General features: G+C 60.8%; 12 protein-coding genes. 11 read left to right on the forward strand and 1 reads right to left on the reverse strand.

Annotated features, from left to right (window positions below; genetic code table 11):
* Positions 1–206: 206 nt before the first annotated feature.
* From rplJ to V6767_RS20625, 6 genes are all read left to right on the forward strand, one after another.
* Complete coding sequence (gene rplJ / locus V6767_RS20600; protein WP_448427385.1) at positions 207–725, forward strand: 50S ribosomal protein L10; 519 nt, start codon at positions 207–209, stop codon at positions 723–725.
* A gap of 63 nt (positions 726–788) precedes the next feature.
* A complete protein-coding gene (rplL, locus tag V6767_RS20605; protein ID WP_448427386.1) occupies positions 789–1,166 on the forward strand; it encodes a 50S ribosomal protein L7/L12 in 378 nt (125 codons plus the stop codon).
* Between the two features lie 192 nt (positions 1,167–1,358).
* On the forward strand, positions 1,359–5,498 hold the full coding sequence (gene rpoB, locus V6767_RS20610) for a DNA-directed RNA polymerase subunit beta (RefSeq protein ID WP_448475177.1): 4,140 nt from the start codon (positions 1,359–1,361) through the stop codon (positions 5,496–5,498).
* A gap of 192 nt (positions 5,499–5,690) precedes the next feature.
* The gene (gene rpoC, locus V6767_RS20615; protein ID WP_448475178.1) at positions 5,691–9,905 is read left to right on the forward strand and encodes a DNA-directed RNA polymerase subunit beta'; all 4,215 of its coding nucleotides are present in this window, start codon (positions 5,691–5,693) and stop codon (positions 9,903–9,905) included.
* A 145-nt stretch (positions 9,906–10,050) separates the two neighbouring features.
* On the forward strand, positions 10,051–10,668 hold the full coding sequence (locus tag V6767_RS20620; RefSeq protein WP_448475179.1) for a LysE family translocator: 618 nt from the start codon (positions 10,051–10,053) through the stop codon (positions 10,666–10,668).
* Positions 10,669–11,264: 596 nt separating this feature from the next.
* Positions 11,265–12,857 carry an EAL domain-containing protein gene (locus V6767_RS20625; protein ID WP_448475180.1) on the forward strand — a complete coding sequence of 531 codons (1,593 nt, stop codon included), beginning with the start codon at positions 11,265–11,267 and terminating at the stop codon, positions 12,855–12,857.
* Positions 12,858–12,917: 60 nt separating this feature from the next.
* Here the strand turns inward: V6767_RS20625 and V6767_RS20630 are convergent, their stop codons facing one another.
* A complete protein-coding gene (locus V6767_RS20630) occupies positions 12,918–13,220 on the reverse strand; it encodes a transcriptional regulator (protein ID WP_448475181.1) in 303 nt (100 codons plus the stop codon).
* A 206-nt stretch (positions 13,221–13,426) separates the two neighbouring features.
* Between V6767_RS20630 and V6767_RS20635 the strand changes: the two genes are divergently transcribed.
* The 5 genes from V6767_RS20635 to fusA all read left to right on the forward strand — a co-directional run bounded on the left by V6767_RS20635 (position 13,427) and on the right by fusA (position 19,295).
* Complete coding sequence (locus tag V6767_RS20635) at positions 13,427–14,074, forward strand: glycoside hydrolase domain-containing protein (RefSeq protein WP_448475182.1); 648 nt, start codon at positions 13,427–13,429, stop codon at positions 14,072–14,074.
* A 156-nt stretch (positions 14,075–14,230) separates the two neighbouring features.
* Positions 14,231–15,823: an ABC-F family ATP-binding cassette domain-containing protein gene (locus tag V6767_RS20640; protein ID WP_448475183.1), complete on the forward strand. Its 1,593-nt coding sequence runs from the start codon at positions 14,231–14,233 to the stop codon at positions 15,821–15,823.
* A gap of 427 nt (positions 15,824–16,250) precedes the next feature.
* Positions 16,251–16,622, forward strand: coding sequence for a 30S ribosomal protein S12 (gene rpsL, locus V6767_RS20645; protein WP_018065617.1), 372 nt, complete (start codon positions 16,251–16,253; stop codon positions 16,620–16,622).
* A gap of 75 nt (positions 16,623–16,697) precedes the next feature.
* Positions 16,698–17,168 carry a 30S ribosomal protein S7 gene (gene rpsG / locus V6767_RS20650; RefSeq protein ID WP_018065616.1) on the forward strand — a complete coding sequence of 157 codons (471 nt, stop codon included), beginning with the start codon at positions 16,698–16,700 and terminating at the stop codon, positions 17,166–17,168.
* Between the two features lie 27 nt (positions 17,169–17,195).
* Positions 17,196–19,295 (forward strand): elongation factor G, encoded by a 2,100-nt coding sequence (fusA, locus tag V6767_RS20655; RefSeq protein ID WP_448475184.1) that lies wholly within the window; start codon positions 17,196–17,198, stop codon positions 19,293–19,295.
* The last annotated feature ends 121 nt before the right edge of the window (positions 19,296–19,416 follow it).

Raw genomic sequence — 19,416 nt, forward strand, 5'->3', positions numbered from 1 at the left:
AGACCAATTTTTCCGTTGGCGACGCAAGTCACCTTTGGCGGTTTAACTGGTTCGAACCTGGTTGTGCCTAGGCGCTTGAGAAGTCGCGCGCCGATGGGGGCAGGATCCTCGAGCGTCGCTTGGGATCTTGGATAAAAACAAGAAGCCCCTTGCGGCAAAGGCAAACCGACAGGTCCGAAAATGGTCCTGTCAACTGGAGATAGGCAGTGGAAAGAGCGGAAAAACGCGAATTCGTCACGGAACTGAACGAAGTCTTCAAGGCTTCCGGTTCGGTTGTCGTGGCCCACTATGCCGGTGTCACCGTTGCGCAGATGAATGATTTTCGTTCGAAGATGCGTGAAGCGGGCGGCACTGTCAGAGTCGCGAAGAACCGCCTGGCCAAAATTGCCCTTCAGGGTACGGAGTCCGAGGGAATGTCCGACCTTTTCAAAGGTCAGACGCTCATCGCATTTTGCGATGACCCGGTGACGGCTCCGAAGGTCTGCATGGACTTCGCCAAGACCAACGACAAGCTCGTTGTCATCGGCGGCGCCATGGGGGCAACCGTGCTCGACGCGGAAGGTGTGAAGTCGCTTGCGACGATGCCTTCGCTGGACGAGCTGCGTGCGAAGCTGGTTGGTATGATCCAGACCCCGGCTACCCGCATCGCGACGATTGCTTCGGCACCCGCAAGCCAGCTTGCGCGCGTGCTCAACGCCTACGCCACGAAGGACGAAGCCGCCTGATGCGGTTTTTCGCTGTTTACAAAATTTCGAACCAGTTCGAACCAACACTGAAGGAATATGAACATGGCTGATCTCGCCAAAATCGTAGAAGAACTCTCTGAGCTGACGGTTCTCGAAGCCGCTGAGCTTTCCAAGATGCTCGAAGAAAAGTGGGGCGTTTCCGCCGCTGCTCCGGTAGCCGTTGCTGCTGCCGGTGGTGCTGGTGAAGCTGCTGCCGCTGCTGAAGAAAAGACCGAATTTGATGTCATCCTGGCGGAAGCCGGCGGCAACAAGATCGGCGTCATCAAGGAAGTCCGCGCCATCACCGGTCTCGGCCTCAAGGAAGCCAAGGACCTCGTCGAAGGCGCTCCGAAGCCGGTCAAGGAAGCTGTTTCCAAGGCCGAAGCCGAAGAACTCAAGGGCAAGCTGGAAGCAGCTGGCGCCAAGGTCGAGCTCAAGTAAGCTTTGCTTTTTGTTGCACGGGCGGCATGACCCGCCCGTGCAATGACAAATGATGCGAAACCATTACCCAAAGTCCCATTTCGGGCCTTTGGGTAATGGGTTCTCAAGAAGACCCTTAAATGACGACGGAGCCAATTGGCCATCGGTGACCGTCTGTTGCAGGCCCGGATGCAGATTGAAGGAGCTACCTGAATGGCTCAGACCCTTTCCTTTAACGGTCGCAGGCGCGTACGCAAGTTTTTCGGAAAGATCCCGGAAGTCGCGGAGATGCCGAACCTTATCGAGGTTCAGAAGGCCTCCTATGACCAGTTCCTCATGGTTGACGAGCCCAAGGGCGGACGCCCCGACGAGGGGCTGCAGGCGGTTTTCAAGTCCGTCTTCCCGATGACCGATTTCTCCGGCGCTTCGATGCTCGAATTCGTGTCCTACGAGTTCGAACAGCCGAAGTTCGACGTCGAGGAATGCCGCCAGCGCGACCTGACCTATGCGGCGCCGCTGAAGGTGAAGCTGCGCCTGATCGTGTTCGATATCGATGAGGACACGGGCGCGAAGTCGATCAAGGACATCAAGGAGCAGTCGGTCTACATGGGCGATATGCCGCTGATGACCAACAACGCGACCTTCATCGTCAACGGCACGGAGCGCGTCATCGTTTCGCAGATGCACCGTTCGCCGGGCGTTTTCTTCGACCACGACAAGGGCAAGAGCCATTCGTCGGGCAAGCTGCTGTTTGCCGCCCGCGTGATCCCCTATCGCGGTTCCTGGCTCGATATCGAATTCGACGCCAAGGACATCGTCCACGCCCGTATCGACCGCCGCCGCAAGATCCCTGCGACATCGCTGTTGATGGCGCTTGGCATGGACACCGAGGAAATTCTCGAGACCTTCTATGAGAAGGCCACCTATGAGCGTGACGGCGACGGCTGGAAAGTGCCCTTCTCGCCCGAGCGTCTGCGCGGCCAGAAGGTGGTTTCCGACCTGATCGACGCCGACAGCGGCGAAGTGGTGGTCGAAGCCGGCAAGAAGCTCACCCCGCGCATGCTGAAGAAGCTGTCGGAAGGCGGCCTCAAGGCGCTGAAGGTGACCGATGAAGAGCTTTACGGCACCTTCCTTGCCGAAGATCTCGTCAACATGGAAACCGGCGAAATCTATCTCGAGGCCGGCGAAGAGCTGGACGAGAAGAACCTGGCCGGCATCATCGACCAGGGCATCGACGAGATCGCGATCCTCAACATCGACCACGTCAATGTCGGCGCGTATATCCGCAACACGCTGGTTGCCGACAAGAACGAGAACCGTCAGGACGCGCTGTTCGATATCTATCGCGTGATGCGTCCGGGCGAGCCGCCGACGATGGAATCGGCCGAGGCGATGTTCAATTCGCTGTTCTTCGATGCCGAGCGCTACGACCTGTCGGCTGTTGGCCGCGTCAAGATGAACATGCGTCTCGACCTCGATGCCGAGGACACCGTCCGCGTCCTGCGCAAGGAAGACATTCTTGCCGTCGTCAAGACGCTGGTCGATCTGCGCGACGGCAAGGGCGAGATCGACGACATCGACAACCTCGGCAACCGCCGCGTCCGCTCCGTTGGCGAGCTGATGGAGAACCAGTATCGTCTGGGTCTCTTGCGCATGGAGCGCGCGATCAAGGAACGCATGTCCTCGATCGAGATCGACACCGTGATGCCGCAGGACCTGATCAACGCCAAGCCGGCGGCTGCCGCCGTGCGCGAGTTCTTCGGCTCCTCGCAGCTGTCGCAGTTCATGGACCAGATCAACCCGCTGTCGGAAATCACCCACAAGCGTCGTCTTTCGGCGCTGGGTCCGGGCGGTCTGACGCGTGAACGCGCCGGCTTCGAAGTCCGCGACGTGCATCCGACCCATTACGGCCGTATCTGCCCGATCGAGACGCCGGAAGGCCCGAATATCGGTCTGATCAACTCGCTCGCGACCTTTGCCCGCGTCAACAAGTACGGCTTTATCGAAAGCCCGTACCGCAAGATTTCCGAGGACGGCAAGCTCACCGACGAGGTGATCTACCTGTCGGCCATGGAAGAGGCGAAATATTACATCGCCCAGGCCAACTCGGTGATGAATGATGACGGCAGCTTCGTTGAAGAGTTCGTCGTCTGCCGTCACGCCGGCGAAGTCATGCTGGCCCCGCGCGAAAACATCAACCTGATGGACGTTTCGCCGAAGCAGCTCGTATCCGTTGCCGCCGCTCTGATTCCGTTCCTGGAAAACGACGACGCCAACCGCGCGCTGATGGGCTCGAACATGCAGCGTCAGGCCGTGCCGCTTCTCAGAGCCGAAGCCCCGTTCGTGGGCACCGGCATGGAGCCGATCGTTGCCCGTGACTCCGGCGCTGCGATCGCCGCCAAGCGCGGCGGCATCGTCGACCAGGTGGATGCGACCCGTATCGTTATCCGCGCCACGGAAGACCTCGATGCGTCGAAGTCGGGCGTCGATATCTACCGGCTGATGAAGTTCCAGCGTTCGAACCAGAACACCTGCGTCAACCAGCGTCCGCTAGTGCGCGTCGGCGACGTTCTGAACAAGGGCGACATCATTGCCGACGGTCCGTCGACCGATCTTGGCGACCTGGCGCTCGGCCGCAACGCGCTGGTCGCGTTCATGCCCTGGAACGGCTACAACTACGAGGACTCGATCCTGCTTTCCGAGCGGATCGTTTCGGATGACGTCTTCACCTCGATCCATCTGGAAGAATTCGAGGTCATGGCCCGTGATACCAAGCTCGGTCCGGAAGAAATCACCCGCGACATTCCGAACGTTTCGGAAGAAGCGCTGAAGAACCTCGATGAGGCCGGTATCGTCTATATCGGCGCCGAGGTGCATCCGGGCGACATTCTCGTCGGCAAGATCACGCCGAAGGGCGAAAGCCCGATGACGCCGGAAGAAAAGCTCCTGCGCGCGATCTTCGGCGAAAAGGCTTCCGACGTTCGCGACACCTCGATGCGCATGCCGCCCGGCACCTTCGGCACCGTGGTTGAAGTTCGCGTCTTCAACCGTCACGGCGTCGAGAAGGACGAGCGCGCCATGGCGATCGAGCGTGAGGAAATCGAACGCCTCGCCAAGGACCGTGATGATGAGCAGGCCATTCTGGACCGCAACGTTTATGCGCGTCTTGCCGACATGCTGCGCGACCAGACCTCGATTGCAGGCCCCAAGGGCTTCAAGAAGGGCGCTGTGCTCACCGATGAGGTGATTTCGGCCTATCCGCGTTCGCAGTGGTGGATGTTCGCCGTCGAGGACGAGAACCTTCAGGGCGAACTGGAAGCGCTTCGCGGCCAGTACGACGAATCCAAGAACCGCCTTGAACAGCGCTTCATGGACAAGGTCGAGAAGGTCCAGCGCGGCGACGAAATGCCTCCGGGCGTGATGAAGATGGTCAAGGTCTTCGTGGCTGTTAAGCGCAAGATCCAGCCCGGCGACAAGATGGCCGGCCGTCACGGCAACAAGGGTGTGGTTTCCCGCATCCTGCCCGCCGAAGACATGCCGTTCCTGGAAGACGGAACCCATGTCGATGTCGTGCTGAACCCGCTTGGCGTTCCGAGCCGCATGAATGTCGGTCAGATTCTGGAAACGCATCTGGCCTGGGGTTGTGCCGGCATGGGCAAGCGCATCGGCGAGATGCTGGAAGCCTACAAGGAGACCAACGACATTGCGCCGCTGAAGGAAACGCTGACCGAGGTCTATGCGTCCGAAGCCCGCAACGAGGTCGAGTATTTCGACGATGACGGTCTCGTGCGTCTGGCGGAAGAAGCCAAGCGCGGCGTCTCGATCGCAACGCCGGTCTTCGACGGTGCGCATGAAGGCGACGTGTCGGAAATGCTGTCGCGCGCGGGCTTCGACCCGTCCGGTCAGTCCGTGCTTTACGATGGCCGTACCGGCGAGCAGTTCGACCGCAAGGTGACTGTGGGCTACATGTACATGATCAAGCTCAACCACCTGGTTGACGACAAGATCCATGCACGCTCGATCGGTCCGTACTCGCTCGTCACCCAGCAGCCGCTGGGCGGCAAGGCGCAGTTCGGCGGCCAGCGCTTCGGCGAAATGGAGGTCTGGGCTCTGGAAGCCTACGGCGCCGCCTACACGCTGCAGGAAATGCTGACCGTGAAGTCGGATGACGTTGCCGGTCGTACCAAGGTCTATGAAGCCATCGTCCGCGGCGATGATACGTTTGAAGCCGGTATTCCGGAGAGCTTCAACGTTCTCGTCAAGGAAATGCGCTCGCTTGGACTTTCGGTCGAGCTGGAGAACTCCGCCGAGGAGCCTCAGCCGGACGTCGAGCTTCCGGACGCTGCGGAATAAGGATGAGAGCCGACGCGCCCCCTTTGAAGGGCGGGCGCGTCGCCGGCGCTTGAGGCTTGAAAAGTAAGCCTCAAGTGTCAGTTTCGCCGCATTTCGCGGCCACAACCGTTTTAAAGGCAGGTCATCCGGTATCGGGGTTTTGACCGGATCGACTGCCAGCAAGGGCGATGCCGCCCAGTCAAGGAGACAGGCATGAACCAAGAGGTCATGAATCTTTTCAATCCGCAGGCGCCGGCGCAGGTCTTCGATTCGATCCGGATCTCGATCGCCAGCCCGGAGAAGATCCTTTCCTGGTCTTATGGCGAAATCAAGAAGCCGGAAACGATCAACTACCGTACCTTCAAGCCGGAACGCGACGGCCTGTTCTGCTCGCGCATCTTCGGCCCGATGAAGGACTACGAGTGCCTGTGCGGCAAGTACAAGCGCATGAAATACAAGGGCATTATCTGCGAAAAGTGCGGCGTCGAAGTCACGCTCTCGCGTGTTCGCCGTGAGCGCATGGGCCATATCGAGCTCGCCGCGCCCGTTGCCCATATCTGGTTCCTGAAGTCGCTGCCGAGCCGCATTTCGACGCTGCTCGACATGACGCTGAAGGATGTCGAGCGCGTTCTCTATTTCGAGAACTACATCGTCACCGAACCGGGCCTGACCGACCTGAAGGAGAACCAGCTCCTTTCGGAAGAAGAATACATGATGGCCGTCGACGAGTTCGGCGAGGACCAGTTCTCGGCCAATATCGGCGCCGAAGCGATCTATGAGATGCTTGCCAGCATGGACCTCGACAAGATCGCGGGCGATCTGCGCGCCGAGCTTGCCGACACCACGTCGGACCTGAAGCAGAAGAAGCTGATGAAGCGTCTGAAGATCGTCGAGAACTTTCTTGAGTCCGGCAACCGTCCGGAATGGATGATCATGAAGATCGTTCCGGTGATCCCGCCGGATCTGCGTCCGCTCGTGCCGCTCGATGGCGGCCGTTTCGCGACCTCCGACCTCAACGACCTCTATCGTCGCGTCATCAACCGTAACAACCGTCTGAAGCGGCTTATCGAGCTGCGCGCGCCGGGCATCATCATCCGCAACGAGAAGCGTATGCTTCAGGAATCGGTTGATGCGCTGTTCGACAACGGCCGTCGCGGCCGCGTCATCACCGGCGCCAACAAGCGTCCGCTGAAGTCGCTGTCCGACATGCTGAAAGGCAAGCAGGGCCGGTTCCGTCAGAACCTGCTCGGCAAGCGCGTCGACTATTCCGGCCGTTCGGTCATCGTGACCGGTCCGGAGCTGAAGCTGCACCAGTGCGGCCTGCCGAAGAAGATGGCGCTCGAACTGTTCAAGCCGTTCATCTACGCCCGTCTCGACGCCAAGGGTTATTCCTCGACCGTCAAGCAGGCGAAGAAGCTGGTTGAAAAGGAGCGTCCGGAAGTCTGGGATATCCTCGACGAGGTTATCCGCGAGCATCCGGTTCTCCTGAACCGCGCGCCGACGCTGCACCGTCTCGGCATCCAGGCGTTCGAGCCGATCCTGGTCGAGGGCAAGGCGATCCAGCTGCATCCGCTGGTCTGCACCGCGTTCAACGCCGACTTCGACGGCGACCAGATGGCCGTTCACATTCCGCTGTCGCTTGAAGCGCAGCTGGAAGCGCGCGTGCTTATGATGTCGACCAACAACATTCTGCACCCGGCCAATGGTCTGCCGATCATCGTGCCGTCGCAGGACATGGTTCTCGGCCTCTACTACCTCTCGATCATGAACGAGAAGGAGCCGGGCGAGGGCATGGTGTTTGCCGATATGGGCGAACTGCACCACGCGCTTGAAAACAAGGTCGTCACCCTGCACGCCAAGATCAAGGGCCGGTTCAAGACCGTGGACGAGGACGGCAATGTCGTCTCCAAGATCCACGAGACCACGCCGGGCCGGATGATCATCGGCGAATTGCTGCCGAAGAACGCCAACGTGCCGTTCGACACCTGCAACCAGGAAATGACCAAGAAGAACATCTCCAAGATGATCGACACGGTCTATCGTCATTGCGGCCAGAAGGACACGGTGATCTTCTGCGACCGGATCATGCAGCTCGGCTTCAGCCACGCCTGCAAGGCCGGCATTTCGTTCGGCAAGGACGACATGGTCATTCCGGATGCCAAGCACACCATCGTCGCCGAGACCGAAGCGCTCGTGAAGGAATACGAGCAGCAGTACAATGACGGCCTGATTACCCAGGGCGAAAAGTACAACAAGGTCGTCGACGCCTGGGGCAAGGCCACCGAGAAGGTTACCGAAGAGATGATGGCCCGCATTCGCGCGGTCGAATTCGATCCGGAAACCGGTCGCCAGAAGCAGATGAACTCGATCTACATGATGAGCCATTCGGGCGCGCGTGGTTCGGTGAACCAGATGCGTCAGCTGGGCGGCATGCGCGGCCTGATGGCCAAGCCGTCGGGCGAAATCATCGAGACCCCAATCATCTCGAACTTCAAGGAAGGCCTGACCGTGAACGAGTACTTCAACTCGTCGCACGGCGCCCGTAAGGGTCTGGCCGATACCGCCCTGAAGACGGCGAACTCGGGTTACCTGACCCGTCGTCTGGTCGACGTTGCGCAGGATTGCATCGTCAACACGGCAGATTGCGGCACCGACAAGGGCCTGACCATGACCGCCATCGTCGATGCCGGTCAGGTGGTGGCCTCCATCGGCCAGCGCGTTCTCGGCCGTGCGGCACTCGTTGACATCGAGGACCCGACCACCGGCGAACTGATCGTCGAGGCCGGCCGTCAGATCAACGAGGCGGATGTGGCGCGGATCGAAGCATCCGGCATCCAGTCGGTGCAGATCCGTTCGGCGCTGACCTGCGAAGTCCAGACGGGCGTCTGCCAGGTCTGCTACGGTCGCGACCTTGCGCGCGGTACGCCGGTCAATCTCGGCGAGGCTGTCGGCGTTATCGCCGCGCAGTCGATCGGCGAGCCGGGCACCCAGCTCACCATGCGTACCTTCCACCTTGGCGGTACGGCAACGGTGGTCGACCAGTCGTTCCTGGAATCCTCCTATGAGGGTACGGTGCGCATCAAGAACCGCAACGTTCTGCGCAACTCTGACGGCGTGCTGGTGGCGATGGGCCGCAACATGGCGATCCAGATCCTCGACCAGCGCGATCAGGAGCGGTCTTCGCAGAAGGTCGCCTATGGTTCGAAGCTGTTCGTCGATGACGGCGACACGGTCAAGCGCGGCCAGCGTCTTGCCGAGTGGGACCCCTATACCCGCCCGATGATGACGGAAGTCGAAGGCAAGGTCGATTTCGAGGACCTGGTCGAAGGTCTTTCGGTTACCGAAACGACGGACGAGGCCACCGGCTTCACCAAGCGTTCGGTCATCGACTGGCGCTCGACCCCGCGCGGTGCTGACCTGAAGCCGGCAATCGTCATTCGTGGCGAGGACGGGGAAGTGCTGAAGCTGCCGCGCGGCGGCGAAGCCCGCCTGCCGCTCTCGGTTGACGCGATCCTCTCGGTCGAACCCGGCCAGAAGGTCAGCCAGGGTGACGTGCTTGCGCGTTCGCCGCTGGAAAGCGCCAAGACCAAGGACATTACCGGTGGTCTGCCGCGCGTGGCGGAACTGTTCGAAGCTCGCCGTCCGAAGGATCATGCCGTGATCGCCGAGATCGACGGTACAATCCGCTTCGGCCGCGATTACAAGAACAAGCGCCGCATCCAGATCGAGCCTGCGGAAGACGGTGTCGAGCCGGTGGAATATCTCATTCCGAAGTCGAAGCCGTTCCATCTGCAGGATGGCGACTACATCGAGAAGGGCGACTACATCCTCGACGGCAACCCCGCTCCGCACGACATTCTTGCGATCAAGGGTGTGGAGGCGCTGGCTTCCTACCTCGTCAACGAGATCCAGGAAGTCTATCGTCTTCAGGGCGTTGTGATCAACGACAAGCACATCGAGGTGATCGTTCGCCAGATGCTGCAGAAGATCGAGATCACGTCTTCGGGCGACAGCGGCTATATCTCCGGCGACATTGTCGAGGCGATTGCCTTCGACAATCTCAACGAGGAACTGGTCGCGCAGGGCAAGAAGCCTGCGGAAGGCGAACCGGTGCTGCTCGGCATCACCAAGGCCTCGCTGCAGACGCCGTCCTTCTTCTCGGCGGCTTCCTTCCAGGAAACCACCAAGGTGCTGACCGAAGCGGCGATTGCCGGCAAGGTCGATACCCTGCAGGGCCTGAAGGAAAACATCATCGTCGGCCGTCTGATCCCGGCCGGTACCGGTCGCGCCATGTCGCAGGTCCGTCGCATCGCGACCACCCGCGACGACCTCATCATCGACGCCCGCCGCAAGGCCTCCGGCGCCGACGAGGCGACCCCGATGCTGTCGCAGATGAACGAGGAAAGCGAGCCGCAGCCGGGCGAATAAGCCTCTGCGTTGAAGCTATCTGATCTGAAAGCCGCCGGTCTCGCGCCGGCGGCTTTCTGTTATGCAGCCTACTGCCGCCCGACAGGCTTGCGAGGCGTTGCCAGCGCGCATAACCTGCTTCTCGAACGTAGCGGGGACCACTTTCATGGCCGATCTTTCCGGTATTCTCGCCATCGCGTTGGCATTCTTTATCGTCGCCGTCTCGCCCGGTCCGGCCAACATCGCCGTCGCGACGATTGCGATGCGGTTCGGAAGAGCCGCTGGGCTTGTTTTCGGCGCCGGCCTTGCTGCGGGGCTTTCATTTTGGGGCGTCGTCGCTGCGACGGGCATGGGGGCGGTGCTTCAGGGATCTGTCTATTTCCTGAGCGTGCTTAAAGTGTTCGGCGGGGCCTATCTGCTCTACCTCGCTTTCCAGTCGGCGCGCGCCGCGGCAAAGTCTGGCATTGAGCCTGACGGGAAAACGGCCGCGGACGGACGTTGGTTTCGCCGCGGTCTCGTCCTCAACCTCTCGAATCCCAAGGCCGTGCTGGCGTGGATGGCGGCGCTTTCCATCGGCGCGGACTCCGGCGGACAGCCGATGATTGTCGCCACGGGGTTTTGCATGATCCTCGGGCTCGTCAATTACATGCTTTACGCTCTGGTGTTTTCGCTGCCCGGCGCGATGGCGGGATATCAGCGTTTCAGGCGCTTTGTTGAAGGCGCGGTGGCCGGTCTGTTCGCCATGGCCGGTTTCGGTCTGATGCGTTCGGCCTTCAGCCGGTAGGATGCAGTCTGGTTCTGGCCTGCTGACACGATCTCCTCGGCTTCCATCGTGATCGGGGCTGGACCATTTTTGGTTCCAACTGAAAATTCGTTAGCCAAAACAATCGCGGCGGCACACACTGAAATGATTGCGGAGTGAGCGGCGATCAGGGATTTCATGCCTTCGCTTCGCATGGAAGAATGGAGCGCTTTATGTGTTCTTATAAGAAAAGCCGGGACGGGGCGTCAGGTTGATGACATGGATGGTTGTCGCGGCGCGGCCCGCGACGACTTCATCATCGACGCCTGGCGCAGGCCTCCGGTTCGATGAGGCGCCCCTCCGGTGCTGTCCGCGATGAACCCGGAAGGGGCGGACCACGGCCGGGCGAATAGACGCCGGCTTCGGACTTCCGCCCGACCGTTTCAACCTTTTGTGTAAGAGGCTACCGACTTTCGGCGGTCTTTAACATTTATTGCTAAAATGCTAGCGATAGCATTTGCTGGTTACGCGGTCTTGTCGTCGGCGGTCAGTCTGGGAGGGATTGACGGACGATTTGCGCCAGAGAAGGGCAGACCTGACGGGTCCCTCTATCTGCGCGGCGGCGGAAAGGAAGCGCTATGGAGGCGGGTAGGCGGAGCATCTGGATCATCTGTCTTGTCTGGGTTTTTCTGGGCGGGATATGTTCGCTGGTGATCGCCGAGTTCATCCGCAACCATAACGCCGACGAGTATGTCGACTATTATGGCTCCGATGTCTTTCAAAGCGCGGTCTCCGTCGCCGAAACCAGCCTCACCGTATTGCGCACCCTCGACCGATCTGACAACGCGCCCTGTTCACCGGAGGACCTGGGCGCGATGCGCGGCGTCGTGTTCGCCGCTCCGTATCTTGCCGATGTTGGCCGCTTGCGGGACGGCTACCTTGTCTGCACCGGCATATGGGGCGAACTGGCGGAGCCGGTGAAGATGCCGCCGCGATCACAGGTCGTGGGCGTCAACGCGGCCATTCTCTGGAAGGGCACCAGAGGCATCGCGCCGGCTGGTCTTGCGGCCGACATGGCCTCTTTCGGCAACAGCGTGGTGATGACGGCGCCGACCGCCTTCGCGCGCTACGAAGACCCCGCCGAGCGACTGGCCGCCCTGGTGCTGACAAGCGATGCCAGCTACAGCTATCAATCCTTCGGCGATACCGAAGGGCTTGCGCCTTTGCTCGGAAGCAACAGTGATTGGTATCGCATAGCCCGGCGAAGGGTCTATTCGCGCTGCAATGACAAGACCGATGTCTGCGTCGTCGCAACTTATGACGCGCCGGCCCTTTTGAAGACGGCGCCGCTTGATTTCATGCTTGTCCTGGCCGGTGGCGTTTCGGCCGGCGCCTTCCTCGGGCTCTGGCACGCCCATCTCTATCGTGAAAGCCGGTCGTGGCGGCAGAAGTTGGAGCGGGCGCTGAATGATGACCGGCTCACCGTGCATTACCAGCCGATCGTCAGGCTTTCCGACAAAAGAATATGCGGGGCGGAGGCGCTTGCGCGGCTGGTGGATTTCGACGGGACGCTGATCCCGCCCGATCATTTCATTCCCGCGGCGGAGACCTGCGGGTTGATCGGACGGATCACCCGCGGCGTCGTCAAACGGGCGTTCACCGACATGGCGGCGCACTTTGCGGCCGATCCGAATTTCTATGTCAGCATCAATGTCGCCTCCGAAGACATACTGAGCCTGGAGTTTCTGGATTTTCTCGAGACCGAAACCCGGTCCCACGGGCTTTCCGCCAGTCAGGTCGCGCTGGAGCTGACGGAGCGCTCGACGGCGAGCGAGGACAGCCTGACCCAGGCGATGGCGGCCTTCAGCAGGCGCGGCTATCGCATCCTCATCGACGATTTCGGCACGGGCTATTCGAACCTTGCCTATATCGCCCGCATGCCGATCGCGGGCATCAAGATCGACCGGATGTTCACCCAGGCGCTCGACCAACAGGCGATCGGCGCGGTGATCGTCAGCAAGGTCTGTGAACTTGCCGCCGCGCTTGAGGTGACCCTGATCTGCGAGGGCGTGGAAACCAGGGGCCAGGCCGACCATCTCGTCGCCATCTATCCTGACATCTGCATCCAAGGGTTCCTGATCGGCCGGCCAATGCCCGCGCGGCAGTTTTCACGCGCCTTTCCGGCCGACCATCATGCATGGCGGCCATTGCCGAGCGAGAGCGCCGGCTGAGCGACCTTTTTGCGGTGTTTTACGTGCGACGATCAATTGAAGCGCGTCAATGCGCCAGTTTCAGAAGCCGCCATCACCGCTGAGCTTCACGATCGCCACCTCGCCCTCCAGGGCCGTCTGATAGGCCGAGGCGTGGGGTTCCTCGTCGGGGATTTCGGAGATCATGCCGATCTGATCGAGATCGGCCTCCGAATAGCCCTCGTTTGCCAGCGCGTTCAGCGTGTTGCGCACAGCGGTGTCCTCGTCCGGCGCGGCGATCAGGACATGGACCTCGGTGTCGCCGTTCCACTCGTGATAGATCTTGCCGGTGATGATGAAGACCATGCGCTCGCCGTCGCTGGTGTAGCCGGGTATGGCAATCATGTCGGGCCTTTCTGTGATTTCGCTCCCCGACCCGCATCGTCAGTTGCCGGGGATAAGGGGCGTTTTCCGGTGTGGCGCTGAGCCTGCTTTTCCGCATGATATCGCGATCCGCGCCTTGAATGCGACCCTAGATTTTCTAGCTGGTTGCTGTTGTCGATTTAATATACCATAGGTTGTATTATCGGCTTTTGCGAGGATGGAGCGCTATGTACAGTATCATCGATACGCCTTGGAACACGACGGCCTATATTCCGCAGCTGAAAAGCGGCGGCGTCCAGACCGTCATCCGCTATTACAATCTCGAAGACTCTTCGTCGCTGCCGCAGAAGCAATTTCAGCCGGCCGAGGCCAGTGCGCTTGCCGCCGCCGGTCTTACAATGGCGGTGGTGTTCGAGCAGACCGGCGGCGCGGACGGAAAGATCGACGATCTCGACCCGGCGAATGGAAGCCGCGATGCGACGCAGGCGCTGAAGCTTGCGGCCGCGATCGGACAGCCGCATGGCTCCGCGATCTATTTCTCCGTCGACTATGACTATGATGAAAGCGCCGATCTCCAGACCGTCGAATCCTATTTCGCCGCCGTGTCCAAGGCGCTGAAGGGCATATACAGGCTCGGGATCTATGGCTCCGGAACCGTGGCCTCCGCTGTGGTCGGCGCGGGCCATGCGGACCTGATCTGGCTCGCGGGCTCGACCGGCTGGTCCGGCACAGAGCAGATGCTTGCCACCGACAAATGGGCGCTGTTCCAGAGCGAGATGGATATCAACAAGCCTCTCCCTCACGACGGAAACACTGCCTCCTCGGCATTTCCGAATTTCGGCCAGTTTACGCTTGGTAACGGGCTGATTTCCTGATCCGGCAAATCCTCCGTTCCGTTCCACCGGCCCCGGCCTTGAAACGGGCGGGAGAAGCGGATATCTAGGGCGCACGGCAATCGAAAGGGATGCGCAGGACGATGATTTCTCACCTCAAGACAGCACAGATTCTGGCTTCGAGGGAGAATTATATCCATGCATGCGACCATCACGCTTTCCGGCCTGTCCTACAGCACTGCTGACGGCCATACGCTTTTCAAAGACATTTCCGCTGTGTTCAACGCCGGGCTGACGGGCTTTGTCGGCCGCAACGGCGTTGGCAAGACGACCCTGCTCAAGCTGATCGCCGGCGCACTGATGCCCTCTTCCGGCAGCGTTGAGGTTGCCGGGCGCATCGCCGTGCTCGACCAGGCGGTTTCGGCCGGCGAGGGCGAGACGCTCGCCACGCTTTTCGGCATTGATGCCATGCTGGCGGCGATCGAAAGGGCGGAGCGCGGCGAGGCCGATGCCGAAACGCTCGCCGCGATCGACTGGACGGCGGAGGAGAGGGCGGTTGCCGCGCTTGCCCGGCTGGAGCTCGCCGTGCCGTTCTCTACACCTCTGGCAAGGCTTTCCGGCGGCGAGATCACCCGCGCCCGGCTGGCGGCGCTGGCTTTCGAAGCGCCGGACTTCATCCTGCTCGACGAACCCACCAACAATCTCGATGTCGCCGGGCGGGAAGCCCTGATCCGCTTCCTCAGCGATTTCCGCGGCGGCGCGCTGGTGGTGAGCCACGACCGTGCGCTTCTGGAGCACATGGACGCGATCGTCGAACTGACATCGCTCGGCATGACGCGCTATGGCGGCAATTTCAGTTTCTATGAAGCCGAGAAGGAAGCCGAGCGGCTGGCGCTGGAGTATGAACTGCGCGATGCGCGCAAGGATGTCCGCAAGGTCGCCCGCACCGTGCGCGAGCGCTCCGAACGCAAGGCGCGGCGCGATGCCATGGGGCGCCGGCTGCGTGCACGCCGCGACCAGCCGAAAATGGTGCTCGACGGTATGAAGGCGCAGGCGCAGGGGACCGGCGCGCGCGACAGGTCCTTGTCCGAACGCCAGCAGCATGAGGCGGCGGAGGAGCTCGCGAGCGCCCGTGCGAAAGTCGAGGTCGTCGCGCCGTTCACGGTAACCCTTGCGCATTCGGGGCTGGCATCGGGCAGGCGGGTCGCCGCGGCAGACCGTCTTGCCGGCGGCTATCATCCGGAGCAGCCCCTGTTTCGCGACCTCTCCTTCGAAATGACGGGGCCAGAACGGGTGGCGATTACGGGCCGCAACGGGGCGGGCAAATCGACGCTGATCGCCATCCTGACGGGACAACTCGCCCCGCTTGGCGGCAGCGCCGAAATCCATGTGACCCATGCGCTGTTCGACCAGACGGTGTCGCTGCTTGAACCGGACCGGACCGTCCGCGACAATTTCCGCCGCCTCAATCCCGATGATGATGAAAATGCCTGCCGGGCGGCGCTTGCGCGATTCCGGTTCCGCGCCGATGCCGCTTTGCAGTCCGTTTCGACGCTCAGCGGCGGCGAGCGGTTGCGGGCAGGGCTCGCCGCGGCGATCGGCGGTACGCGGCCGACCGAACTGCTGATTCTCGACGAGCCGACCAATCATCTCGACCTCGAGAGCCTCGCCACGCTGGAGGCGGGGCTCAATGCCTATGACGGTGCGATCCTGGTGGTCAGCCACGATGCGACGTTCCTTGAGAGAATCGGCGTCACGCGCACGATCGACCTTGGCGGGCGGGCGTCATGAGCGGCGAGTCATTTTATTGCGCCGGGCGGTCCGCTTGTTGCCAAAACTTGCCGCTTCGGCGATATCGGCCCGCAAGCCGCCGCCCCTTAAGGGTTTTGGTAAAGAAATTCCGGGCTTCAGGCTTGACGGTAGCCGGGGAACCGAGTATGTCCGCGCCAACGGAACCCATGTGAGGTCTGGCCGTTCGGGAAGCCAAATGTCCCGGAGTTCACCTCAGACTAGGTTCTCATACAGCACGTTGAAGATCAAAATGCTGCACGCATGACGCGGCAAAGCGCCTGTGTCCTCTGCTTTTAGGTCCATCCGCCGGAAAGGCGGCTTGGGCCGTGCTTGTGCGCATATAGCGCTGGATGTGCTTCTTTTCGCCGGCGACGGCATAAAATATGCCCCAGAAGGGCGATGAGACACGAAATCAAGGGATGGTTGAATGCCTACCGTAAACCAATTGATCCGCAAGCCGCGTCAGCCCCAGGTGAAGCGGAATAAGGTTCCGGCACTGGAGCAGAACCCGCAGAAGCGCGGCGTTTGCACCCGCGTCTACACCACGACGCCGAAGAAGCCGAACTCGGCTCTGCGTAAGGTTGCCAAGATCCGCCTGACCAACGGCTTTGAAGTCATTGGCTATATCCCGGGCGAAGGTCACAACCTGCAGGAACACTCCGTCGTGATGATCCGCGGCGGCCGCGTGAAGGACTTGCCGGGTGTTCGCTACCACATCATCCGTGGCGTGCTCGATACCCAGGGCGTCAAGAATCGTAAGCAGCGTCGTTCGAAGTACGGTGCGAAGCGTCCGAAGTAATTCGGTTTTCATTTCTCTGGCGCTGCGCGAGGTTCTCCGCGTTTTAAGCGCCGCAACTGTTGAGAGACAAAGAACATGTCACGACGCCACAGTGCAGAAAAGCGTGAGATCAACCCGGATCCCAAGTTCGGCGATCTGGTGATCACCAAGTTCATGAATGCCGTCATGCTGCACGGCAAGAAGTCGGTCGCCGAATCGATCGTCTACGGCGCGCTCGACGCTGTTGAGGGCAAGCTGAAGCAGAACCCGGTTGAGGTTTTCCATCAGGCGCTCGACAACGTTGCTCCGCACGTTGAAGTTCGTTCGCGCCGCGTTGGTGGTGCAACCTACCAGGTTCCCGTCGACGTCCGTCCCGAGCGCCGCCAGGCGCTTGCCATTCGCTGGTTGATTGCTGCTGCGCGCAAGCGCAACGAAACCACCATGATCGAGCGCCTGTCCGGCGAGCTCATGGATGCTTCGAGCAATCGCGGCTCTGCTGTCAAGAAGCGTGAAGACACGCACAAGATGGCCGACGCCAACCGCGCATTCTCTCATTACCGCTGGTAATCAGAACACCGAGGAAGGCCTGATATCATGGCTCGCGACTATAAAATCGAAGACTACCGCAATTTCGGGATCATGGCGCATATCGACGCTGGCAAGACCACGACGACCGAGCGCATCCTGTTCTACACCGGCAAGTCTCACAAGATCGGCGAAGTCCACGACGGCGCTGCTACCATGGACTGGATGGAGCAGGAGCAGGAACGCGGCATCACGATCACGTCCGCTGCGACGACCACCTTCTGGGAAGGTCGCGACGGCAAGAAGCGCCGCTTCAACATCATCGATACCCCCGGCCACGTCGACTTCACCATTGAAGTCGAGCGTTCGCTGCGCGTGCTCGACGGCGCCGTTGCGCTTCTCGATGCCAATGCCGGCGTTGAGCCGCAGACGGAAACCGTCTGGCGCCAGGCCGACAAGTATCATGTTCCGCGCATGATCTTCTGCAACAAGATGGACAAGATCGGCGCCGACTTCTATCGCTCGGTCTCCATGGTCAAGTCCCGTCTCGGCGCGACCCCGGTTGTCATCCAGCTGCCGATCGGCGCTGAAAACGACTTCGCCGGCGTGATCGACCTGATCGAGATGAAGGCTCTGGTCTGGGACGGCGAGCATCTTGGCGCGCAGTGGGAGGTCACCGACATTCCGGCTGACATGAAGGAAAAGGCCGAAGAGTACCGCGAGCTGATGATCGAGACGATCGTCGATATCGACGAGGAGGCCATGGAAGCCTACCTCGAAGGCAATATGCCCGATAACGACAAGATCCGCGAACTGATCCGCAAGGGTACGATCAACGTCGAATTCTTCCCGATGCTGTGCGGCTCGGCGTTCAAGAACAAGGGCGTTCAGCCGCTGCTCGACGCCGTTGTCGACTTCCTGCCGTCGCCGGTCGAAATTCCCGCGATCAAGGGCATCGACGTAAAGACCGAAGCCGAAATCTCGCGTAAGGCCGATGACAACGAGCCGCTGTCGATGCTGGCGTTCAAGATCATGAACGACCCCTTCGTCGGCTCGCTGACCTTCTGCCGTGTCTATTCCGGCACGCTCGAGAAGGGTTCGGGCGTTATGAACACGGTCAAGGAAAAGCGCGAGCGCGTTGGTCGCATGCTGCAGATGCACTCGAACTCGCGTTCGGACATCGACGTGGCCTATGCAGGCGACATCGTTGCTCTTGCGGGCCTCAAGGAAACCACCACCGGTGACACGCTCTGCGATCCGCTGAAGCCTGTTATCCTGGAGCGGATGGAGTTCCCCGAGCCGGTTATCCGGATCGCGATCGAGCCGAAGACCAAGGCCGACCAGGAAAAGATGGGTCTTGCCCTCAACCGTCTGGCCGCCGAGGATCCGTCCTTCCGCGTTGCCACCGACGAAGAATCCGGCCAGACCATCATCGCCGGCATGGGCGAGCTTCACCTCGACATCCTCGTCGACCGCATGAAGCGCGAGTTCAAGGTCGAGGCCAATGTCGGCGCGCCGCAGGTGGCCTACCGCGAAACCATCACGCAGGCTCACGAAGAAGACTACACCCACAAGAAGCAGTCGGGTGGTTCGGGTCAGTTCGCCCGCGTCAAGATCATTTTCGAACCCAATCCGGATGGCGAGGATTTCGTATTCGAATCCAAGATCGTCGGTGGTTCCGTACCGAAGGAATATATTCCTGGCGTTCAGAAGGGTATCGAAAGCGTTCTGTCCTCGGGTCCGCTGGCAGGCTTCCCGATGCTCGGCATCAAGGCCACGCTGGTTGACGGCGCCTACCATGATGTTGACTCGTCGGTTCTCGCCTTCGAAATCGCATCGCGCGCCTGCTTCCGTGAAGCCGCCCGCAAGGCCGGCGCACAGCTTCTCGAGCCGATCATGAAGGTCGAGGTCGTGACGCCTGAAGACTACGTCGGCGATGTCATCGGCGACCTGAACTCCCGTCGCGGTCAGATCCAGGGTCAGGAACCGCGCGGCAACGCGACGGTGATCGAAGCCCAGGTTCCGCTCGCCAACATGTTCAAATATGTCGACACGCTTCGCTCGATGTCGCAGGGCCGCGCGCAGTATTCGATGGTCTTCGACCACAATGCGCCGGTACCGTCGAACGTCGCGCAGGAAATTCAGGCGAAGTACTCCGGTCAGAAGTGACCGGGGTAGGGCCAAAAAGATAACGAATTTAACCCCTCGCGGGTTTGACAGGAATAGGAGCCTAAAATGGCAAAAGCAAAGTTTGAGCGGAGCAAGCCGCACGTAAACATCGGCACGATCG

It is taken from the genome of Martelella sp. FLE1502 (assembly GCF_053484255.1).